Genomic DNA, 21304 nt, shown 5'->3' on the forward strand with positions numbered 1-21304 from the left:
TGCAAACTCATACGCCACGCGGAGGGCCAAAGACAAAACCCGGGCGCCGGGGCTGCTTACCGGTCGAGCTTGCCGAAGGGCGACTCCTTGTATAGTATTTATCTTATATACGCAGTTAGTACCTGATTAGGATTGCCTTGGCTGCTCTGGGGTGTGGCGGGCCGCCCCGGGGTGCGTACCTTTGCCCCGAAATTTTATACCCACCCCCACCGCCCATGAAAGAGTTGCTGGCCAAGTTTGAAAATAAGCGCCCCGAAATCGTGTTTGAATGGCAGGATGCCGAAACCGAAGCCGAGGGCTGGGTGGTCATCAACTCCCTGCGCGGGGGGGCGGCCGGCGGCGGCACCCGCATGCGCAAGGGCCTCGACAAGCGCGAAGTGGAAAGCCTGGCCAAAACGATGGAAGTGAAGTTCACCGTGTCGGGGCCGGCCATCGGCGGAGCCAAGTCGGGCATCAACTTCGACCCCCAGGACCCGCGCCGACGCGGCGTGCTGGAGCGCTGGTATCGGGCCGTGATTCCGCTGCTGAAAGCCTACTACGGCACCGGCGGCGACCTGAACGTGGACGAAATCCACGACGTAATTCCCATTACCGAGGACTACGGCCTCTGGCACCCCCAGGAAGGCGTGGTGAACGGCCACTACCGCGCCACCGAGCCCCAGAAGATTCAGAAGCTGGGCCAGCTGCGCCAGGGCGTGGTGAAGGTGCTCGAAGATGCCACCTTCACGCCTGACCTGAGCCGCAAGTACACCGTGGCCGACCTGATTACCGGCTACGGCGTGGCCGAGGCCGTGCGCCACTACTACGCGCTCTGGGGCGGCCGCTCGGTGGCCGGCAAGCGGGCCATCGTGCAGGGCTGGGGCAACGTGGGCGCGGCGGCGGCCTACTACCTGGCCAGCCAGGGCGCCCGCGTCACGGGCATCATCGACCGGGCCGGGGGCCTGCTCCGGGAAGACGGCTTCTCGCTGGAGGAAATCCGCAGCCTGTTCCTCAACCGCAACGGCAACGAGCTGGCCGCCGACAACCGGCTCTCCTTTGAGGAGGTGAACCAGCGCATCTGGAGCAGCGGGGCCGAAATCTTTATTCCGGCCGCTGCCTCGCGCCTCGTTACGCGGCAGCAGGTGGAGCAGCTGGCGGCCGGCGGCCTGGAGGTGATTTCCTGCGGGGCCAACGTGCCCTTCCAGGACCCCGAAATCTTCTTCGGCCCCACCGGCGAGTTTGCCGATGCCCAGGTGAGCGTGATTCCCGACTTCATTGCCAACTGCGGCATGGCCCGGGTATTCGCCTACCTGATGGAATCCAACGCCGAAATCACCGACCAGGCCATCTTCCGGGATACGTCCCGCGTGATCCGGGCGGCCCTGGAGCGCACCCGCGCCCAGGGCGAGGCCACCACCGGCCTGGCCCAGAAGTCGTTTGAAATGGCCCTGCGCCAACTGGTGTAATTAGCCGCGCCCGGCACCGTTCCGGGGCCGCCGGCAGCCCGGGCTGTCGGCGGCCTTTGCGTGTCCCCGGTTCAGAAAGGACAAACAGTCGGGGCCATTGCGCGTTAGTACTACTTGGTTCCGGCGTCGGCTCCTTGCCTTCCCGGCCGTTCAACAGCTCACTTTCTCCCCCTGCCTATGTCATTCCCGGACCTGATGGATTACCAGCTGCTCGGCATTGCGGTGCAGCAATACCTGATTGCCATCGGCATTCTGCTGGCCGGTTTCGCCCTGAAAAACTTGGTATCGCGCCTGCTCACGAAGGCGCTGTTCCGCTTCTTCAAGCGAGTGGGCGAAGGCGTAACGGAGCACCAGTTTCACGAGCTGCTGATCCGGCCTATCTCGGTGGTCATCTTCCTGATTACCATTTTTGTTGCCTACAGCGTGCTCGACATTCCGGTGCGCACGGCCGAGCTGGTGCGTAATACGCCCTGGTTCGAGGTATTTGCCTTCCGAGCCTACCAGATTGCCTTTATCACGGGCGTCACCTGGGTTTTACTGCGCATGATTGATTTGGCGGTGCTCGTGTTCATGAAGCGCGCCCTGCGCGACCCCTCCCGCCTGACCAACCAGCTCGTGCCCTTCGCCCGCGACCTGATCAAGCTGTTCGTGGCCATCGTGGCTTTCCTCATCATTCTGGCCCGGGTATTTGCCGTCGATGTGACGGCCGTGGTGGGTGGTTTGGGCATTGGCGGCCTGGCCGTGGCCTTCGCCGCCAAGGAAAGCCTGGAAAACCTGCTGGCTTCGTTCACCATCTTCCTCGATCAGCCCTTCGTGGTGGGCGACCTGGTGAGCGTGGGCGACCTGACGGGCACGGTGGAGAAGATTGGCTTCCGCAGCACGCGCATCCGCACCGTGGAAAAAAGCTACGTCACGGTACCCAATAAGTCCATGATCGACAAGCCCTTGGACAACCTCTCGCGGCGCACGGCCCGCCGGGTGTTCTTCATGATGTCGCTCACCCAGATGACCAGCAGTGAGCAGCTCCACCGCATCCTCCACCAGATCCGCACCGACATCCTCGGCCACGACTTGGTCGACCCCGACGTGCAGGTGAAGTTCACCTCCCTGACCTCCAACTCCAAGGACGTGCGCGTGCAGTACTACGTGCGCACCGACAGCTACGACGAGTACCTGACGGTGATGGAGGAAATCAACTTCTGCATCGTGTCGGCGGTGGAAGAGAACGGGGCCAGCTTCGTGGACACCACCATGACGCGCTTCTCCGGCTCCGAAGGCGGCAGTCCCGACCTGCCGCGCAGCCTCAAGCAATCGGGCGGCCAGTCCATTGCCAGCTCCTAGCCTGTTGGCTGTTAGCTGAATAAAATAACACGAAGGACCCTGGCTTATAAGAGCGACCTGTTGTTGCAGTCGCTCTTATAAGCCAGGGTCCTTCGTGTTATTTTATTCAGCTAGTGGCCCAACCTACCGGCCGCCACCGAGCAGACCGCCGAGCAGGCCGCCCATGCCGCCGCCGAGCAGGCCACCGAGGCCGCCGCCGCCGGAGCTGCGGGGCTGGGAGTTCGGCTGACCGCCGAGGCCGCCGCTGCCCACGTGGGAGCCCTGCTGGGGATAGTTGCCGTACTGGCCCTGCTGCTGGCCGCCGCCCATGGCGCCGCCGAGCAAGCCACCACCCAGCAAGCCGCCAAGCAGACCGCCCATGCCGCTCTGGGCCGCACCGCCGAGCAGGCCGCCCATGCCGCTGTTCATCAGGCCACCGCCCATGCCGCCGGCGCTCTGGCCCCGGCCGCCCATTACTTTGGAGATAACCATGGGCGCTACCACGCCCAGCAAGCCGGCCATGAGGGCACTTTTCGGAATGCCAGCTCCTTCCAGCTTATCCGTAATCCCCCCGAAAAAGCTCTGCTTGGCCGGGTCGCTGGCGTCGTGGGGCACGTGGGCCGCCTGGTCCACTACCTGTTCCAGGGTATTGGTTTGCTGCTGGCTGATGCCCAGGTAAGCCGAAATCTTGTTGACCATGTCTTCCTCCGTGTTGGAGTAGGCGCCGTCGGCGCGGGCAAAGCTTATCAGGTCCGTTACCAGCGAAAAGCGCAGGTCGCTGCCGCGCAGGGCATCGAGGTTGCTTTTGATGGTTTCGTTGGTGGCATCCTTGGCGGCGGCCAGCACCTGCTGGGTGGCGCCGCCGCTTAGGCCGGCCTGGTGGGCCAGCTGCTGCAGGAACTCCACTTCGGGGGCCGAGGCCTCGCGGTCGGCGGAAGCCAGGCTGGCAATAACGCTCAGGTAAGCAGCTTTTTCCTGGTCGGAATAATTCTGGAGCAATTGGGAATCGTTCATGGGAAGGAGAGTAGAGTGGGTGATGATTCTGCCCCCTTAACGCACAGTTTGCGGTTGAGGTTGGCCGCGGATTCCACCAGCGGCAAATGAACCAGAATTCCCGGCTGCTGGGCCTTGGCGGAGGTTTCTTGCTCAGAACTCAAAATAGTCGCCCGGCTGCGGTTCAGCGGGTTTGGGGACCGGTTTTTTCACCTCCCAGGAAGGCCGGGCGGGCGGGCGGACCGCCGCCGGTGCGGGTGAGGCGGACGGAACCGGGGCCCGTCCTGGTCGCGGGGCGGGGCGGGCGGGAGCGGCAGTTTCGTAGCGCACCGTAAAATTGCTTTCGGTGCCCTGGATGGCCAGCCGCAGCATGGGCCCGTCGGCGCGGGCGGCGGCGCGGGGCAGCAGGCCCGGCAGCAGCGGAATCTGCACGTGGTAGTCGAGCTGCTGGTCGAAGGTGTGGGTGCCGGTCACGCGGAGGAGGGCGGCGGCGCGCACGTTGGAGCGGATTTCCATCTGCGGCACGTACACCGTCCGGCTCTGGATGTAGAAGCTGTTGTGGAGCTCCGCGAAGCGCAGGTGGCGCAGCGTGGCCCGGTCGGCCACCAGACTCAGCTTCTGCATGGGCTCGAAATTGAGCAGCTCCCCCTGCCGGACGGTGGCCTGCACCTGGGCCTCCAGGCGGTCGGTGAGCGGGCTGAGCTGGCCATCGAAGTAGGTATCCGATTCGGCCGTGGCCGTGAGCCGGCCGCGCAGGTGCCGGCCGGTCAGAAACTGCTGGCCAAAGTCCTCGAAGACGTAAAACAGGCTGTCCAGGGGCAACTGCCGGCAGCTGGCCACGGTACTGGCCTTCAGCAGATTCGGTTGCCGGGCATCCACGGTGCCGTGCACGCGTAGCTGGCCGCCGGCCGCCGTCAGGGCCAGGCCGGGGGAGCTGAACACCTGGTTCTGCAGGCGCAGGGTACCTTGCAGGGCCCGCCCCCGCAGCCGCCGAAACCGCACCTGCCGGGCCTGGGCCTGCACCGCCAGCACCAAATCGGGGGGCACGTGCAGGCCCCCGGAGCCGGGCCGGGCCGCCCCGCCACCCGCTGCCGCCCCGGCGGCGCCTGGCTGGTACACGTACAGCAGCTGGTTGAAATCGAGCAGGCGCGAGGTCAGACTGGCCTCTAGGCGCAAGGGCTGCCCTGAGCGCGAAGCCCAGCCGGCCACGTTGCCCAGGGTGCCGCGGCCCTGAAAATCGGAGTTGCCCAAACGGCCCCGGAAGCTGCGGATGGCCACGTCGGGACCCTGCAGCTCCAGGCTGGCCTGCACGCCGGTGAAGGGCTGGCGGAAGTCGCGCAGGCGCAGCGTCACGCCGCGCAGCTCCAGCGCACCCCGGGCCTGCCGGGCGGTGGGCTGGCGCCGGAGGGCCCGCAGGGGGCCGTGCAGCTCCAGGCGCAGGCGGGCTTCGCCCCGGGCCGCCCGGATGGCGGCCACCGGAAAAAACCGCACCGCCCGGGCTACGTCGAACTCGGCCTGCAGGCGCAGGTCGAGGGTGGGTTCCGGGAAATGCCGCAGGCGCAGCTCGGCGCTGAACGGCCGGCCGGCCAGCTGCCCGCGCACCTGCTCCAGACGCAGCTCGGTGCTGGCCGCCGTTTGCCGCGCCCCGTTGCTGAACGAGCCCTTCAGCGTTACGTGGTCGATGGCCTGCCGGTAATCGGGGTGAAAGAACGATGCCTCCCGGCACCCGAACCGCACCTGCACGGCCGGATTACGCGCCCCCGACCATTCCCCGCGCACAGTAGCATCGAAGTACACCGCGCCCCGGCTGCGGTACCCCGCCAGCCGCTTCGTGAAGCGGGCGGGCAGCAGGGCCAGCAGGGCCTGGGCATCGGTCTGGCGGGCGGCGGCAGTCAGGTTGAGCTGGGGTGCCCCCGCGTAGCCGATGGTGCCGGCCACCGAGTAAGCCGCCGCCCCCACCCCAATTTCCGACGGCCGGATGGTGAGCTGCTGCCCGACCCGGTCGATGGTCAGCGAAACCCGCAGGCGCAGGTCCTTGGCGCGGAAGTAGTCGTCGGTGCCCAGGCGGATGGTTTCCGTTTGGGCCGTGCCGCCGGCGGCCACGTCGATGCGGCTGTCGGTCACGTCCACGGCGGCCCGCAGGCCGGGCGTATGCAGGGCGAAGAACTGCCGGCGGGCCGCATCGGCGTAGCTGACGCGCACGCGTTCCAGGCGAATATCCTCCAGCTCCAGGCCGAAGGGCGCATCGGCGGGGGCCGTGGTATCGGGGCGCAGGATGTGGTAGTTGCCCTCCCCGCGGGCGTCGCGGCGCACGTTCACTTCCCCATCGGTGAGGGTCAGGGCCCGGACGCGGTAGCGGCCCGCCAGCAGGTCGGTGGCGTCGAAGGCGCAGAACAGGCGCCGGCCCCGCAGCAAACGGGTGGTATCGTGGGGCTGGGAGCCGTTCATCACCACATCATGCAGGGTCACGGACAGGCGCGGGAACTGGTCAAGCACCGACACCTCCAGGCGGCTGGCGCGCACCGGCACGGCGAGCTTCTGGTTGAGGGCGGCCACGAACAGCCCGATCAGGCGGTCCTGGCCCAGCCACAGCCCGAGCGCAGCCGCGCTGAGCAGAAACAGCAGGGTTGCAAAAGAAATTTTCAGCAATCTATTCACCGACGACACCTCCCTGAGTTTTCCGAAATTTCTGACTGGCAGGCTCTTCCCGCAAAACGGCGGTCCGGCCGAAAAATTTCTTCGGCCAAAGATGGGGGAAAGAGTTGCGTATTCGAAAATGACCCGCCATATTTGCCATCCCAAACGGGACATAAAGCTCGGGAGATTAGCTCAGCTGGTTCAGAGCATCTGCCTTACAAGCAGAGGGTCACTGGTTCGAACCCAGTATCTCCCACTCTTTTTTAGTACGCGTACCCCTCGGGAGATTAGCTCAGCTGGTTCAGAGCATCTGCCTTACAAGCAGAGGGTCACTGGTTCGAACCCAGTATCTCCCACCCTTCAAAAAAGGACTGTCGGCAACGGCAGTCCTTTTTTGTTTTGGGCCGGCTTTGGCCGTACTTCGCCCCGCATGTTCCGCCTGTTTCCACGTTCCGTTTTCGCGCTCCCGCCGGCGCTGCCCCCCCCGGCCGAGGCCCCCGGCCGACGGCTGGCGGAGCGGCTGTTCTTCGGCCTGTTACTGCTGCTGGGCGCTTTGCTGGTCGATGACTATGGCGTGTCGTGGGACGAAACCAACAACCACCTCAACGGGCTCGTCAACCTCAAGTACCTGGCCCAACTGCTGCCCGTCGGCGACGCCCTGCGCCAGCACCCGACCTTTGCCACCACGCCCGACATCCGCGACTTTCCGGATGCGCATCACGGACCGCTGTTTGAAATGGCCACCGTGGTGATAAGCTACGTCCTCACCGACCATGACTCGCGCTCCTATTTCCTGGTTCGCCACAGTCTTGTGTTCGGCGTGTTTGTGGGAGGCGTCTGGGCGCTGTACCAGCTGGGCCGGCGCTGGCTGGCCGACTGGCGCTGGGGCCTGCTGACGGCGGCGCTGCTGGTGGCTTCGCCGCGGTTCTTTGCCGAAGCTTTCTATAACGGCAAGGATATCGTGTACCTGGGCTGCTTCACGCTGGCCATGCACACGCTGCTGCGGCTGCTGGCCCGCCCGACTTGGGGCCGCGCCATCACCCACGGGCTGGCCGTGGCAGTGGCCGTCGATATCCGGGTGCAGGGCCTGCAGCTGCTGCTGTTCACCGCCCTGGGCCTGGGTCTGGCGGCCGGCTTCGGGGTGCAGGAGCCCGGAGCTGCGCGCCCACCCTACGGCCGCCTGGGGCTGGGAGCCACCGTAACGGCCCTGGCGGGCGTGGTGGCGGGCTGGCCCTATCTGTGGGCTCACTCCCTGCCCGAGCTGCTGGCCGTCAGCTCCCACGCCGTACGGTATCCGTGGCCGTTTACCAACTTCTACCTGGGCCGGTTCCTGACGGTGCAGCAACTACCCTGGCACTACGTACCGGTCTGGATGCTGGTCACCATTCCGGTACCCTACCTGCTGGCGGCGGTGGGGGGCGGGCTGAGTGCCGTTGGCACTGGGTTCCGGCGGGGTGGGCGGGCGGCGCTGACGGCCCCGGCCGGCCGGGTGGCCGTGCTGCTGGCCGCCTGGCTGCTGGCCCCGGTGCTGGTCGTTATCGGCACGCACGCCGTGGTGTACGAGGGCTGGCGCCACCTCTACTTTATTTATCCGGCCCTGCTGCTCTGGGCTACCTACGGGGTGCGGGCCCTGCTGCGGCAAAGTCGGCAGCTCCAGGGCCGGGGGCGCCTGGTGGCCCGCCTGGCTCTGGGGCTGGCACTGCTGGAAACGGGCCACACCGTGGTACGACAGGTGCAGCTGCATCCGCACGGCAACGTGTACTTCAGCTTTCTGCCCGGCCGGATAGCCGAACAGCTGTTCGAGCGCGACTACTGGGGCCTGAGTTTCCGGCAGGGTCTGGAATGGATTACCGCTCACGATACGGCCGCCACGCTCACCGTCAACACCTTCTGGCACTACCCGCTCTACAACAATTCCCTCATTATCAAACCAGCCGACCGCCGCCGCCTGCAGTATGTGCATACGCCCGCGGCCCGCTACTACCTCACCCACTACCGCTGGCACCCGCAGTCGTACCGCGACTCGCTGGGCACGGAAGTGTACACCATCCGCAAGGACGGCCTGACGGTATTGTCTGTATTTAAGCGGGCGGAAACGCCGGCCGGAGTTGTCGGTCCTGATTCTGCTACGGTTAGTCCCGCCCGCTGATGTACCGCCGCCCCTTTTCGCGTTGGTTGACGGGGCTTTTTTTCGGTCTGCTCCTGCTTGGGGGCGTCTTAGTGATGCCCGACTACGGAGTATCGTGGGATGAGCCGGTGGACTACCGGAACGGGCTCGTGAACCTTCGCTTCCTGGCCGATCTGGCGCGCGGGCGCGAGCCCATCAACCTGGCCGCTTATCCCGATAGTGACCACGGCGTTCTGTTCGAGCTGCCCATGGCTTTACTGGCCCGCCTGGTTTTTGACGCACCCGGACAGCTGGATAGCCGCAACTATTACCTGCTCCGGCACGGCCTCATTTTCCTGCTCTGCTGGGGGGGCCTGTGGGCCCTTTACGGACTGGCCCGCTACCGGCTGCGCAACCCGCACCTGGCGCTGTTGCCGGTGGGGCTGTTCGTCTTATCGCCCCGCCTGTTTGCCAATAGTTTCTATAACGCCAAGGACCTGCTCTTTCTGGCGGCTTTTACCTTGGGCATCTATACGCTAACCCGGCTGATCACCCGTCCCACACCGAGCCGGGCCCTGCTGCACGGCATCACAACGGCCCTGGCCATTGACATCCGGCTGCTGGGCGTGCTTCTGGTCCCGTTTACGCTGGTCATGCTGGGCCTGGAAGCCTGGCGGCCCATCCGGCCCGATCCGGTACGCAACCTGGCTGCTATAGCCGGTGCCTTTCTGCTGGCGGCCGCAGCGGCCACGGTGGCCGGCTGGCCCTATCTGTGGCAGGAGCCCGCAGCCCGTTTTCTGACTGCATTTCAACACCTGAGTTATTTTCGGTGGCAGGGCCGGATTCTGTACGCAGGCCAGCTGCTGGCGGCCCGGCACCTGCCCTGGCACTACGCCCCCGTCTGGCTGCTGATTACAACGCCGGTAGCCTATTCCGCAGGGGCACTGCTGGGGTTGACCCTGACAGCCAGCCGACTGCTACGCCGGCCGGTGGCGTGGCTGGCAACCCGGAATGGTCGCCTGGACTTACTGCTCGCGGGCTGGCTGCTGCTGCCGTTTTTACTGGTGATCGGCCTGCATTCGGTTGTCTACGACGGCTGGCGGCACCTGTACTTTACCTATCCGGCCCTGCTGCTGCTGGCCACCCTGGGTGCGCGTCAGCTCTGGTACTGGAGCCGTCAGCACCGTTGGGGCCGGCCACTAGGGCTGCTATTGGGGCTGCTGGCCGGGCTGGAAATGGCCGTGACGGCCGGCCGGATGATCCGTCTGCACCCTCACCAGCAGGTGTACTTCAGCTGCCTGACCAACGGCCAGGTTGCCGATGGCTTCGAGCGCGACTATTGGGGACTTGCTTATCGGCCGGCCCTTGCCTACCTGATCCGCCGCCACCCTACCGGCCCCATCTACGTGGCAGCCGCCGAACAGCAGCCTCTGCTCAACAACCTCGCCTGGCTCGCCACCGCCGACCGGCAGCGTATCCATCTGGTGCCGCCGGGGCCGGGCCGCTACTACCTGCTCGGCTACCGGAGCTGGCCCGGTCCGGCCCCGGCAGAACGGGGCCGGTCGGTATATACCGTGCGGGCCGACGGGCTACCTATTTTGTCGGTGCTGTATTTGCCCGTGCCGCCGGGGCCGCCTGCCGTGCCTAAACAGCCGTAACTTGCGGCCGCGCGGCGCTGCCCGCCCACTTTTCCGACCCATTCTGCCAGCGTATGCCCCTGCTCGAAGTAACCTCTCCCGCCCTCGTCCGGCAGTTTCTGGATCTGCCCGCCCGCCTTTACCAGAACCAGCCCCAGTGGATTTCGCCCCTCGACCCGGAAATTGAGGCCGTCTTCGACCCGAAGAAGAACCTGAATTTTGCCCACGGCGAGGTCATCCGCTGGGTGCTCACCGATGCGACAGGCACCGTCATCGGGCGGGTGGCGGCCTTTATCAACCACGAAGCCGCCCAGCCCGACCCCACCCTGCCGGTGGGCGGCATGGGCTTTTTTGAGTGCATCGACGACCAGGCCGCGGCCAACGAGCTGTTTGAGGCCTGCCGGCAGTGGCTGGCCCGGCGCGGCCTCGCAGCCATGGACGGCCCCATCAACTTTGGGGAGCGGGACCGGTTCTGGGGCCTGCTGACGGATGGATTCACGGAGCCCAACTACGGTATGTTCTTCCACCAGCCCTACTACCAGCGCCTGTTTGAGCAGTACGGCTTCCAGCTTTACTTCCGTCAGTACACCTGCTACCGCGAAGTGGCCACGCCCCTGCACCCGGCCTTCTCCAAGGCCTTCGATAAATATGCCCAGCAGTACCCGGCCTTCCGCTTTCAGCACGCCGACAAGCGCCAGGCCGAGAAGCTGGCCCAGGACTTCCACCACGTGTATAACCTGGCCTGGGCCAACCACAGCGGCGTGAGCCCGATGAGCCTGGAAAAGGCCCGCGACCTGGTCAAGCAGATGAAGCCCGTGCTCGATGAGCGCCTGCTCTGGTTCGCCTACCACCACGACGAACCTATTGCCTTCTTCGTAAGCCTGCCCGAGCTGAACCAGATTTTCAAGCACGTGAACCCGCGGTTCGGCCTCCTGAGCAAGCTGCATTTCCTCTGGGAGAAGCGGCGCTACCAGCAGCGCCGGGATAAAAAGCTGTTCGGCGTCATCTTCGGAGTAGTGCCCGCGTGGCAGGGAAAGGGCATCGAAAGCGCCCTGATGGTGCACGCCCGCGCCGAGTTCATGCGCGCCGGCTACCACGACATCGAAATGAACTGGATCGGCGACTTCAACCCCCGCATGCTGGCCGTCACGCGCTCCATCGGGGCCCGCATCTACAAAACCCACACCACCTACCGCTTCCTTTTCGACCGCGAAAGGGAGTTCGAGCGCAGCCCGATTATCCGGTGAGTTCGGAGGTTAGAAAGTTAAGAAGTTTATAAGTTGGGAAGTTATATGTCGGTGTTTTACTGCGGCGCGCATGGATATCGTAGAGGAACCCATCAGCAACTATGAGTTCGGGGAGCAATTCAAGAAGCGTACAAAGGACTTCGCCTTACGGGTGATCCGCCTCTATAAAACCCTGCCGAAGGACGATTTGGAACGCACTATCGGCAGGCAACTGCTGCGGTCGGCTACTTCGGTAGCCGCTAATTACCGGGCAGCTTGCCGGGCGCGTTCGAAGCGGGAGTTCTTCGCCAAAATCAGCATTGTGCTGGAAGAGGCGGATGAATCGCAGTTTTGGCTGGAAGTGTTGGAAGAAGGCGAAATAATTGCAGCCGAACGCCTGTGTCTTTTGAAACAGGAAGCCGGCGAGCTGGTGGCCCTGCTCACCCGCATCCGCCTCAAATCAACGCCCTGACTTTCTAACTTATAAACTTCCCAACTTATCAACTATATCCAGCACCTGCGGGATGAGCAGGTGTTCGTCGTCGTTGTGCACCACGAAATCGGCGCGCTCGAGCTTTTCTTCCTCGCTGAGCTGCTTACTGATGATGGTGAGGATGTCGGCGGCAGTGCGGTGGGGGTCGCGGCGCAGCACCCGGGCCTCCCGGATGGCCTGGGGCGCAAAGACGGTGATAATCCGGTCGAGCTGGCGGTAGGCGCCCGATTCGTAGAGCAGGGCGGCTTCCTTGAGAATGTAAGGGCAGCCCTCGGCGGCGCGGGCGGCGGCCCAGGTGGCGAAATCCTGGCCCACGCGCGGGTGTACCAGCGCGTTGAGGCGGGCCAGCTGGGCTGGGTCGGGGAAGGCCACGCGGGCCAGGTAAGGGCGGTTGAGGTGGCCGGCGGCATCAAAGGTTTCGGGGCCGAAGGCCGCCAGCAGGTCGGTGCGCAGCCCGGGGTCGTGGTTCATGACCCACTTGGCGCGGGCGTCGGAGTCGTACACCGGCACGCCCAGCACCTGAAACAGCCGGCACACGATGCTCTTACCCGACCCGATTCCGCCCGTAATTCCGATTTTCAGCATCTGACTGCTTTTTGGTTTTTGGTGGGTGGTTGTTGGTTGTTGGTGGGTGGTTTGTGGGTTCAGATGTAAACCAACAACCACAAGCCACCCACCAGAAACCAACAACTATTTACTCCGCACGCGCACGCCCCGGGTCAGGACGAGGTAGCCGCGCACCTGGGGCGGCTTTTCGGAGAGGAAGGGGCGCAGGCTGGAGTCCTGGTTGATGAACTGGCCGTAGTGGAGCTGCACCCGCACCTGATCGGGGCGGAAGCGGGCGGTATCTTCGGGGAAAAACTGCAGGCGTACCCGCACGGTGGCGGGTGAAAGCCGGAACTGGCGGCCTTCCGGGGCATCGAGCAGCTCCGGCACCACATCTACGGGCAGCGTGACCACGGGGCGGCGCACCAGGCGCACGCGCACATCTTGCACGTTGGTATTCACCAGCTCCGGCCCCCCGATGGGCACCCGGATGTCGCCGGCGCTGGAGCCGGCCGGCGCCTGGGGCAGGTGCACGGGGTAGGGTTCGGGCAGGTTTTCCACTTTGCTGGCGGGGCCTTTGAAGACCACGGCGGCCGGCTCAAAGCGGGCGTCGTAGGGCAGCGCGGCCCCGTCGGTGGCGGGGCTCAGGGCCAGGGGCAGGCGGCGGCTCACCAGCCGGTCGAGGCTGACCCAGAGCGTGTCGGAGAGCAGGTAGTTGTACTGCAGCCCGTCCATGGCCTGCTGGAGGGCGGGGCGCAGGGTGCTGGCCGTGAGGTAGCGCGTGGCCGGAGTGCGCAGGTTTACCTCGGCCGGCTTCACATCGAGCAGCAGCTGGCGGCGCAGCAGCTTCCAGCCCCGCCCCGTAACGTTCAGGGCCACCTCGGTAGGCAGCGGCTGCACCGGCACGAACCGGCTTTCATCGTAGCGGCAGGCCAGCGGATAGGTGATGCGCGTGGTGTAGGTCTTGTTGAGGGCGTTGAGCAGCCAGAACGTGCTGGCCACCAGAAAACACGCCGTCACGGCCCGCCAATAGCTCCGCTCCTGCCCGAAAAACGGGCTCACGAACCAGCGCAGCACACGGATACTCGGACGGACAGACGACACAGCAAAGCGGATTGGGGACGCACCAACTGCCGGCTACCCACCCAAAGACGGGCTTCGGGCGGGGCCGGCAGTTCCAAGATACACATCCGGCCGGGGATGGGTTACCCGCCGGCCACCGAAATCATCGGCCGACGGCCAGCCTTAGGCGGCCGGGGTGGCGGTTTTGCTACCCGTTTCGCGGGCAATGGCCGAGCGGTCGAAGCGCAGGCGCACGCCCTTGTCTACTTCCACCGTCACGGTTTCCTCGCTCAGCTCCACCACTTTGCCGTGCAGGCCCCCAATGGTGACCACGCTGGCGCCCTTGCCCAGGGCCGCCCGGAATTTCTTGGCATCAGCCGCCCGTTTCTGCTGGGGCCGGATCATAAAAAAGTACATCACCACCGCAATACCAATCAGCGGCAGGTAGGAAAGCAGACTGCCCGAAGCGGCGGGCGTTTGAAGGAGTAAGGTGGCAAACATGCGAAGTGAAGGCGAAACGTGAACAAGCGGCCGGCCGGCGGTACCGCTCAAAAAAAACTGTCATCCGGGGCGAAATGGCTTCGCCCCGGATGACAGACTCAGGCTATGGCCGACTACTGCAGCACGGGGCCGTTGGCACCGTCCGACAGAATGTTGGCTTTGATAACCACCTTGGTGATGCTGGGCTGGGTGTTGGCCTGAACGGCTACTTCCTTGTTCTGCATGCCCGTTTTTCCGTGCGAGTCGAACTGCACATCGATGGTGCCTTTGCCACCCGGCTGAATGGGTTCCTTGGTCCAGTTGGGCGTGGTGCAGCCGCAGCTGGCCGTGGCATTCTCAATCAGCAGCGGCGACTTGCCGGTGTTGGTGAACTCAAAGGTGTGCTTTACCACGGCCCCCGGCTTGATGTCGCCGAAATCGTGGGTGGCCACGGCGAAGGTCATAACCGGTGCGTTGGGGTTGGGCGCGGCCGTTTCGGTCACCACGTTGGGATTGTCCACCACCGGCGCGGCCGTGGCGTTGGCATCGGCGGCGGCGGCGTTCATGCCTTCGGCGCCTATCTCTGCCTGGTTATTGGTGTTGCAGGCCCCCAGCAGCAGCGCGCCGGAAAGCAGAACAGCAGAAAACAACGTGCGTTTCATAGTAGTCTGGTTATCAGAAAAAGAAGCTTTTTGCATACTTCGAAAAGCGAAGATACACAGGGATGCGGAGTTGGCGGTTGCCAGTTGTCAGTTGTCAGTTGCCAGTTGCCAGTTGTCAGTGGCAGAACGTCATTCCGGGCAAAGGTGAAGCCGAAGCCGGGAAATCTCGCGGGCTGACGTTGCCACAGTCCCCTTATCGTCCGGGTTCCAACGCAACCTCAGCCCCCGAGATTCCCCGGCCGGCTCCAAATGACGTTCTCCTCCTGACAACTGACACCCAGCCGCCAACAACCTATTTCCCCAGGTTGTCGATGATGGCCTGGGTGAATTCGCTGGTCGAGGCCTGGCCGCCCAGGTCGCCGGTGCACTTGCTCTTGTCCTGCAGGGTCAGCTCCAGGGCCTTCTCAATTTTGTTGGCCTGCTCGTGCTCCCCAATGTGGTAGAGCATCATCAGGGCGGAGCGCAGCAGGGCGGTGGGGTTGGCTTTGCCCTGGCCGGCAATGTCGGGGGCCGAGCCGTGCACGGCTTCAAAGATGGCCATGTCGTCGCCGATGTTGGCGCCGGCCACCACGCCCAGGCCGCCCACCAGGCCGGCGCAGAGGTCGGAGAGGATGTCGCCGAACAGGTTGGTGGTCACAATCACGTCGAACTGCTCGGGCCGGATTACCAGCTGCATGCACATGTTGTCGATGATTTTCTCCTCGTACTGAATCTGGGGAAACTCGCGGGCGGCTTCCTGAGCCGCGTCGAGCATCACCTTGCCGGCCACCTTCAGGATGTTGGCCTTGTGGGCCAGCGTCACCTTTTTGCGGCCGTGCTTGGCGGCGTAGGCGAAGGCCGCGCGGCAGATCTGGCGGGCCCCGGCCACCGTGTTGCGGGCAATGGAATCGGCAATGCCGTTGTGCTCGTCAAACACCTCCAGGCCGGCGTACAGGCCCTCGGTGTTCTCGCGGAACAGCACCAGGTCAATGCCCGAATCGGCGTAGCGGGAGGCAATGCCCTGGGTGGTTTTGGCCGGCCGCACGTTCTGATAGAGGTTGTACTTCTGGCGCAGCGTCACGTTGATGCTGCGGAAGCCCTTGCCCACGGGCGTGGTGATGGGGCCCTTGAGGGCCACCCGGTTTTTCTCCAAGGACGTGAGCAGGGCCTGCGGAATCAGCTCCCCCGACTGGTCGAAGGTAGTCTGGCCGGCGTTCTGTTCTTCCCACTGCACAGGCACCTGGGCCGCCGCAAAAATATCGGTTACTGCTTGCGTGATTTCGGGGCCGATGCCGTCGCCGGGAATGAGGGTAATGAGCTGCATTGTAGTGAGTTGGGGTTAATGGGCTTATTCAGAGGGGGGAGCCGGGCGGGCCGGCGGGCGGCCCTCGGAAGAGAGAGAGCGGCTCCCTGCGGGGCAGGCATCAGCCCCCCGGATTCGGGCGCAAAGGTACCCATCCGGACCGGGTGCTGAAAATGAAGAAGTGCCGAAGTACTGATAGTTTTTTATCAGCACCCCGGCACTTCCTTCACTCAGACCAGCATGTTAAACCGTTTTACGGGAATTGATCTGGTCGATGAGCTGATCTACGTCGCCGAGCAGTTGCTCCGCTTTAACTTTGGCATCCTGGATTACGCGCTGGCCTTCGCTCTTGGCCGAGCTCGGGCCCTGGTCGGAGCGGCTGGTCACCAGGTTTTCGGTGAGGTCGGCCAGGGTTTCGCGGTATTTTTCCAGCTGATAGCTCAACCAGCTACGGGTTTCGCGGCCTTTTTCGGGTGCGTAAAGAAGTCCAACGACGGCTCCGGTGAGGGCGCCGCCGGCAAAGCAGAGAATACCGGTGGTGGTTTTGCTACCCATTTTTTCTGGAAGTGAGTACGGGAATGTGAGAAGTAAAACAGAGAGTACAGAACCTGAATACGGAAAAACTAGCCGTTAAGATATACGGGTGGTGAGATGGTGAAATAGTGAAATGGTGAGTTTACTGTTCCGCTGGTCCTGACTGCGCCAATTGCGCCACAAGGCCCAATGGAACGTCAAACTCACTATTTCACCATCTCACCATCTCACCTACTGGTTGTCCAGCAGGCCGCGGCCCGACTTGCGGATGGCGCCGCTGGCGGTCAGATCCTGGGCCAATTTATCCAGAATCCCGTTCACGAACTGTTTGCTCTTGGGCGTGCTGTACATCTTGCTGATTTCGATGTACTCGTTGATGGTCACCTTCACCGGAATAGCCCGGAACAGGTGCATCTCGCAGAGGGCCATTTTCAGCAGAATCTTATCGGTGAGGGCCACGCGCTCCACGTCCCAGTTCTGGGTCGATTCGGCGATGAGCTGCTCGTACTTCGCGTCCTCGGCCAGGGTTTGCTGGTAGAGGCTTTCGGCAAACTCCTTGTCCTCGGGCCAGTTGGCCGAGAGCGACATGAGCACCAGCGTCTCGTCAGCGGCCTCGTCGAGCATCTTCACGGTTTTCACCACCAGGTTCTTCACCACGGCCCGGTTTTCCTCCCAGTTCAGGTCGTCCTCCTCAATGTAGGCCGGCAGGCTGGTGCCCTTGAACACGTAGTTTTTGTACAGGTGCTTGAGGATTTCCTGGTCTTCCTGGTAGTTGCCGGCGGGGGCGGCCAGGTAGCTCAGCAGCTCGGGATCCTGCTTCATTTCGGAGCGCCAGGCGGTGCGCAGGGCCTCCAGCTCGTCTTCGCCGTGCCACTTCTGGGCGCGGCGGATGGTCAGGTCCTGGAGCTGCAGGTTGTTGATGAGCTTCTCGATGGCCTGGTTTTCCAGCAGGCGCGAAGCATCCAGCAGGGGCTCCTTGGCGGCGGTGTAGCGGCGGGAATCGCGCACGCGCTCCTCCTCAATCACCTGGAGCAGGGTTTCGGGGATATTGAGCAGGTGCAGGTACTGGTTGTGAATGCTCTCGGCCGCGTAAATCAGCTGGCCGCCGTAGTAGGTTTTATCCTTGGCCACGGCCACCTGATAGAACTTGATGGCCTCCTTCACCGCGTCGTTCATGTCGGCATCGTCGGTGGGCTCGGGCTGCTCGCCGGTTTTGTGCCACTCCCTGAAGATGACCTCGGCCAGCTTGCGCTGCCCTTGCAGCAGCTTGCGGTCCTGGGCTTCGGGCGCGTTCAGATCGGGCACAAAGGCCTCCGCAATGCGGTCAAGAGCCAGTAAATAATCGGACCCGACGGCCTGATGATAGGCGTACAGGGCCTGCATGACCTTGATGCGGAGCGTGCGACGGTTGAGCATTTTGTTGAGTTGTCAGTTGTCAGTTGCCAGTTGCCAGTTATTCAGATTGCCTTGTGAGCAGACCTGACAACTAGCAACTGGCAACCGACAACTCAATTAGTAAGTTGATTTGACCTTGCCGATGGCGGCGATGCGCTCCTCGGCCTGGCGGGTAGCGGCGGCCTGAGGGTGGCTGCCCTCCTGCTCGGCCTTGGCGAGCACCTGGGTGGTGATGTCGTAGATTTTTTCGGTCTGGGTGAGGGCCGCCTGCCGGTTGCCGCCCACCACTTCGGAGTACACGTTGATGAGGCCGCCGGCGTTGATGAGGAAGTCGGGGGCGTACACAATGCCGCGCTCCACCAGGGCCGGGCCGTGCACGTTCTCGTCGGCCAGCTGGTTGTTGGCGCAGCCGGCTACTACCTGGCACTTGAGGCGGCCCAGGGTGTCGTCGTTGAGGGTGGCGCCCAAAGCGCAGGGCGAGTAGATGTCCACGTCCTGGTCATAGATTTCGTCCATGCCCACCATGCGGGCCCCGAAACGGTTGGCCGCGTCGAGGGCGCGGTCTTCGTAGTAATCCGTCAGCACCAGCTGGGCGCCTTCTTTCTGGAGGTACTCGAGCAGGTAGGTGCCCACGTGGCCCACGCCCTGCACGGCAATGCGCTTGCCGCTGAGCGAGTCGGAGCCGAACGCCTTTTTGGCGGCGGCCTTCATGCCCATGTAGGTGCCGTAGGCCGTCACCGGCGAGGGGTCGCCGGAGCCGCCCATGCTTTCGGGCAGGCCCGAAACGTGCTTGGTTTCCATCCGGATGAATTCCATGTCCTTGGTGGTCATGTTCACATCCTCGGCCGTGATGTACTTGCCGTTGAGGTTCTGCACGAAGCGGCCGAACTTGCGCAGCAGGGCTTCGTTTTTCAGGCTCACGTCGCCGATGATGACGGCCTTGCCGCCGCCCAGGTTGAGGCCCGAAATGGCGGCCTTGTAGGTCATGCCGCGCGAGAGGCGCAGCACGTCGTTGAGGGCTTCGGCATCGGAGGCGTAGTGCCACATGCGGGTGCCGCCCAGGGCCGGGCCGAGTACCGTGTTGTGGATGCCGATGATGGCGCGCAGGCCCGTTTCGTGGTCGTGGCAGAAAACTACCTGCTCGTGCTGGTGCTCGGCAATCTGTCCGAAAACGGAGGAGTCGGTTAACACTTTCGTTTCAACCATGAGATGGGGGTGGGAATTGGGTGGGTGGGTAGGGTGGGTAGTGTACCTTTGCGGCACCTCCCGGCCCGGAACCCGCGCCCCAGGCTTCGTTAAACGACTGATAACGGCCCGTGGCTGTTTCCCCTCGCGCAATGAAACCCGCAACCCGGCTCCCCCTGGAGAGGCCCCCGCAATGCGGGTGCAAAAGTACGTCGTTTTACGGGAGTTTAGAAGTTTGGAAGTTAGAAAGTTAGAAACGGGCGCCCGGGCACCGGCCCGCACGGCGGCTAGCCCCCCGAAACCCTTTCTGCTGCTTTTAACTTTCTAACTTCCAAATCGCTAAACTCCCCAACTCTCCTCCCGTGCGCGCTCTTTCCGCTACCAATAAATACCTGCTGCGCTACAAATGGCACTTCCTGGGCGGGGTGCTGTTCGTGGCCCTGAGCACGCTGCTGGCCATTTTCCCGGCCCAGATTGTGCGCTACGCCTTCGACCTGGTGGGCGAGGGCATCGACCTCTACCACCTCTACGCCGGCACCCGGGCCCAGAGCCAGGTGTACGAGCTGTTCGGGCGCAACGTGCTGCTGTACGGGGTGCTGATTCTGGTGATGGCCCTGCTGCGGGGCATCTTCCTGTTTTTCATGCGCCAGACCCTCATTGTGATGAGCCGGCACGTGGAAAACGACCAGAAAAACGAAATCTACCAGCACTACCAGTCGTTGCCGCTGAGCTTTTACCGCCGCCACAGCACCGGCGACCTGATGTCGCGCATTTCCGAGGACGTGGGGCGGGTGCGCATGTACATCGGGCCGGCGCTGATGTACTTCATGCAGCTCGTGATTCTGTTTCTGCTCATCATTCCGCTCATGCTGATGGTGAACGTGAAGCTGACGCTCTACACGCTGCTGCCGCTGCCGGTGCTGAGCGTGAGTATTTTCTACGTCAATAACCTGATTGAGCGCAAATCCGACGAGATTCAACGCTCCCTGGCCCGCATGACCACCTTCGTGCAGGAGGCCTTTTCGGGCATCCGGGTGCTCAAATCCTTCGTGCGGGAAGAGGATTCGCACCGCCAGTTCACGGAAGCCTCCAACGAATACAAGGAAAAGTCGCTGAGCCTGAACTTCGTGAACTCCCTGTTTTTTCCCCTGATTCTGTTCCTGATTGGCCTGAGCACCATCATCACAGTCTGGATTGGCGGGCAGGAGGTGATTCGGGGGACCATTACCACGGGTAGCATTGCTGAGTTCCTGATTTACGTGAACCTGCTCACCTGGCCCGTGACGGCCCTGGGCTGGACCAGCTCCCTGGTGCAGCGCGCCGAAGCCTCCCAGGCCCGCATCAACGAGTTCCTCGACCAGCACACCGACATCGTGTCGCGCCAGAACCTGCCGCTTGACATTCAGGGCGACATCGTCTTCGACCATGTCTCGTTCACCTACCCCGACACCGGCATCCAGGCCCTGCGCGACGTTTCGTTCCGCGTTCGGCAAGGCCAGACGCTGGCCGTTATCGGCAACACCGGCTCGGGCAAGAGCACCGTGGCAGCCCTGCTCTCCCGCCTCTACGACGTGACCGAAGGCAGCATCCGGGTCGACGACGTGGACGTGCGCGACCTGTCGCTGACGGCGCTGCGCAGCCAGATTGGCTACGTGCCCCAGGACGTGTTCCTGTTCTCCGACTCCATTCGCAACAACATCAACTTCGGCCTCGATGCGCCCGACGAGGCCCGCATGCTCCAGGCCGCCAAGGACGCCAACGTGTACGAGAACATCCTGGCCTTCCCCCAGGGCTTCGATACCAAGCTGGGCGAGCGGGGCATCACGCTCTCGGGCGGCCAGAAGCAGCGCGTGAGCATTGCCCGTGCTTTGGTGAAAGAGCCCAAAATCCTGATTCTCGACGACGCCCTCTCGGCCGTGGATACCAGCACCGAAAACGCCATTCTGGGGGCTTTGCAGCGCATCATGCACAACCGCACCAGCCTCATCATCAGCCACCGCGTGAGCTCGGTGAAGCTGGCCGACGAAATCCTGGTCCTCGACGACGGCCAGATTGTGCAGCACGGCACCCACGACGCCCTCATGCAGGACGAGCAAGGCCTCTACCGGGCACTGTATGAGCGCCAGCTGCAGAGCGAGGAGGCGTAAAGGATGAGGGGGCGCAAGGTAATGGAGTGGGCAGGTGAAAAGGTGCCCTCATCCTGAGCGGCGACGAAGGACCTTATTCCGCAGGAGCGAGTCGTTAATTCAATCGTTTCAACCTGATAAGGTCCTTCGTCGCCGCTTGATGCGCGGAATACT

The 21304-nt window shown here is 63.6% G+C and carries 17 protein-coding genes and 2 tRNA genes; 9 read left to right on the top strand and 10 right to left on the bottom strand.

Going from position 1 to position 21304, the window contains the following annotated elements; genetic code table 11:
* Nucleotides 1-215 precede the first annotated feature (215 nt).
* Nucleotides 216-1445 (top strand): Glu/Leu/Phe/Val dehydrogenase dimerization domain-containing protein, encoded by a 1230-nt coding sequence (locus tag KLP40_RS02955; protein WP_215592118.1) that lies wholly within the window; start codon nt 216-218, stop codon nt 1443-1445.
* A 177-nt stretch (nt 1446-1622) separates the two neighbouring features.
* Nucleotides 1623-2786, top strand: a complete 1164-nt coding sequence (locus tag KLP40_RS02960) for a mechanosensitive ion channel family protein (protein ID WP_215592120.1) — start codon at nt 1623-1625, stop codon at nt 2784-2786.
* A gap of 123 nt (nt 2787-2909) precedes the next feature.
* Here the strand turns inward: KLP40_RS02960 and KLP40_RS02965 are convergent, their stop codons facing one another.
* Together KLP40_RS02965 and KLP40_RS02970 are read right to left on the bottom strand one after the other, a co-directional pair.
* Nucleotides 2910-3779, bottom strand: coding sequence for a TerB family tellurite resistance protein (locus KLP40_RS02965; RefSeq protein ID WP_215592122.1), 870 nt, complete (start codon nt 3777-3779; stop codon nt 2910-2912).
* A gap of 132 nt (nt 3780-3911) precedes the next feature.
* The gene (locus KLP40_RS02970) at nt 3912-6407 is read right to left on the bottom strand and encodes an AsmA-like C-terminal region-containing protein (protein ID WP_215592123.1); all 2496 of its coding nucleotides are present in this window, start codon (nt 6405-6407) and stop codon (nt 3912-3914) included.
* 169 nt (nt 6408-6576) lie between these two features.
* On the opposite strand from KLP40_RS02970, the gene KLP40_RS02975 reads away from it, so the two are divergent.
* The 6 genes from KLP40_RS02975 (at nt 6577) to KLP40_RS03000 (ending at nt 11837) form a co-directional block, all read left to right on the top strand.
* Nucleotides 6577-6651, top strand: a tRNA-Val gene (locus KLP40_RS02975).
* Between the two features lie 25 nt (nt 6652-6676).
* Nucleotides 6677-6751, top strand: a tRNA-Val gene (locus KLP40_RS02980).
* Nucleotides 6752-6825: 74 nt separating this feature from the next.
* Nucleotides 6826-8544: an ArnT family glycosyltransferase gene (locus tag KLP40_RS02985; protein ID WP_215592124.1), complete on the top strand. Its 1719-nt coding sequence runs from the start codon at nt 6826-6828 to the stop codon at nt 8542-8544.
* A gap of 128 nt (nt 8545-8672) precedes the next feature.
* Nucleotides 8673-10160: a hypothetical protein gene (locus KLP40_RS02990; protein ID WP_215592125.1), complete on the top strand. Its 1488-nt coding sequence runs from the start codon at nt 8673-8675 to the stop codon at nt 10158-10160.
* Between the two features lie 53 nt (nt 10161-10213).
* Nucleotides 10214-11386: a GNAT family N-acetyltransferase gene (locus KLP40_RS02995; RefSeq protein WP_215592126.1), complete on the top strand. Its 1173-nt coding sequence runs from the start codon at nt 10214-10216 to the stop codon at nt 11384-11386.
* A 70-nt stretch (nt 11387-11456) separates the two neighbouring features.
* Nucleotides 11457-11837: a four helix bundle protein gene (locus tag KLP40_RS03000; protein WP_215592127.1), complete on the top strand. Its 381-nt coding sequence runs from the start codon at nt 11457-11459 to the stop codon at nt 11835-11837.
* Between the two features lie 9 nt (nt 11838-11846).
* Here KLP40_RS03000 and coaE read toward each other — a convergent pair whose 3' ends face one another.
* From coaE to KLP40_RS03040, 8 genes are all read right to left on the bottom strand, one after another.
* Complete coding sequence (coaE, locus tag KLP40_RS03005) at nt 11847-12443, bottom strand: dephospho-CoA kinase (RefSeq protein ID WP_215592128.1); 597 nt, start codon at nt 12441-12443, stop codon at nt 11847-11849.
* Nucleotides 12444-12548: 105 nt separating this feature from the next.
* Entirely contained in the window at nt 12549-13508 is a 960-nt protein-coding gene (locus tag KLP40_RS03010; RefSeq protein WP_215592129.1) for a YbbR-like domain-containing protein, read from the bottom strand.
* Nucleotides 13509-13649: 141 nt separating this feature from the next.
* Nucleotides 13650-13967, bottom strand: coding sequence for a preprotein translocase subunit YajC (yajC, locus tag KLP40_RS03015; RefSeq protein WP_215592130.1), 318 nt, complete (start codon nt 13965-13967; stop codon nt 13650-13652).
* Nucleotides 13968-14080: 113 nt separating this feature from the next.
* Nucleotides 14081-14608, bottom strand: coding sequence for a DUF1573 domain-containing protein (locus tag KLP40_RS03020; protein ID WP_215592132.1), 528 nt, complete (start codon nt 14606-14608; stop codon nt 14081-14083).
* Nucleotides 14609-14900: 292 nt separating this feature from the next.
* Nucleotides 14901-15911 carry an isocitrate/isopropylmalate dehydrogenase family protein gene (locus tag KLP40_RS03025; protein ID WP_215592133.1) on the bottom strand — a complete coding sequence of 337 codons (1011 nt, stop codon included), beginning with the start codon at nt 15909-15911 and terminating at the stop codon, nt 14901-14903.
* A gap of 222 nt (nt 15912-16133) precedes the next feature.
* A complete protein-coding gene (locus KLP40_RS03030; RefSeq protein WP_215592134.1) occupies nt 16134-16445 on the bottom strand; it encodes a YtxH domain-containing protein in 312 nt (103 codons plus the stop codon).
* Nucleotides 16446-16655: 210 nt separating this feature from the next.
* Nucleotides 16656-17840 (bottom strand): transcription antitermination factor NusB, encoded by a 1185-nt coding sequence (gene nusB / locus KLP40_RS03035; RefSeq protein ID WP_215592135.1) that lies wholly within the window; start codon nt 17838-17840, stop codon nt 16656-16658.
* A 96-nt stretch (nt 17841-17936) separates the two neighbouring features.
* Nucleotides 17937-19025: a Glu/Leu/Phe/Val dehydrogenase dimerization domain-containing protein gene (locus tag KLP40_RS03040; RefSeq protein ID WP_215592136.1), complete on the bottom strand. Its 1089-nt coding sequence runs from the start codon at nt 19023-19025 to the stop codon at nt 17937-17939.
* A gap of 341 nt (nt 19026-19366) precedes the next feature.
* Between KLP40_RS03040 and KLP40_RS03045 the strand changes: the two genes are divergently transcribed.
* Nucleotides 19367-21151 (top strand): ABC transporter ATP-binding protein, encoded by a 1785-nt coding sequence (locus tag KLP40_RS03045; protein ID WP_215592137.1) that lies wholly within the window; start codon nt 19367-19369, stop codon nt 21149-21151.
* The last annotated feature ends 153 nt before the right edge of the window (nt 21152-21304 follow it).

This window comes from Hymenobacter piscis (genome assembly GCF_018760735.1).
In the GTDB taxonomy this organism is placed as follows: Bacteria; Bacteroidota; Bacteroidia; order Cytophagales; family Hymenobacteraceae; genus Hymenobacter; species Hymenobacter piscis.

Coding starts and splice junctions, on each gene's coding strand:
- KLP40_RS02965 (WP_215592122.1), bottom strand. CDS start 3,779: ATGAACGATTCCCAATTGCTCCAGAATTATTCCGACCAGGAAAAAGCT.
- yajC (WP_215592130.1), bottom strand. CDS start 13,967: ATGTTTGCCACCTTACTCCTTCAAACGCCCGCCGCTTCGGGCAGTCTG.
- KLP40_RS03040 (WP_215592136.1), bottom strand. CDS start 19,025: ATGGTTGAAACGAAAGTGTTAACCGACTCCTCCGTTTTCGGACAGATT.
- KLP40_RS03000 (WP_215592127.1), top strand. CDS start 11,457: ATGGATATCGTAGAGGAACCCATCAGCAACTATGAGTTCGGGGAGCAA.
- coaE (WP_215592128.1), bottom strand. CDS start 12,443: ATGCTGAAAATCGGAATTACGGGCGGAATCGGGTCGGGTAAGAGCATC.
- KLP40_RS02985 (WP_215592124.1), top strand. CDS start 6,826: ATGTTCCGCCTGTTTCCACGTTCCGTTTTCGCGCTCCCGCCGGCGCTG.
- KLP40_RS03020 (WP_215592132.1), bottom strand. CDS start 14,608: ATGAAACGCACGTTGTTTTCTGCTGTTCTGCTTTCCGGCGCGCTGCTG.
- KLP40_RS03030 (WP_215592134.1), bottom strand. CDS start 16,445: ATGGGTAGCAAAACCACCACCGGTATTCTCTGCTTTGCCGGCGGCGCC.
- KLP40_RS02995 (WP_215592126.1), top strand. CDS start 10,214: ATGCCCCTGCTCGAAGTAACCTCTCCCGCCCTCGTCCGGCAGTTTCTG.
- KLP40_RS03025 (WP_215592133.1), bottom strand. CDS start 15,911: ATGCAGCTCATTACCCTCATTCCCGGCGACGGCATCGGCCCCGAAATC.
- KLP40_RS02955 (WP_215592118.1), top strand. CDS start 216: ATGAAAGAGTTGCTGGCCAAGTTTGAAAATAAGCGCCCCGAAATCGTG.
- KLP40_RS02960 (WP_215592120.1), top strand. CDS start 1,623: ATGTCATTCCCGGACCTGATGGATTACCAGCTGCTCGGCATTGCGGTG.
- nusB (WP_215592135.1), bottom strand. CDS start 17,840: ATGCTCAACCGTCGCACGCTCCGCATCAAGGTCATGCAGGCCCTGTAC.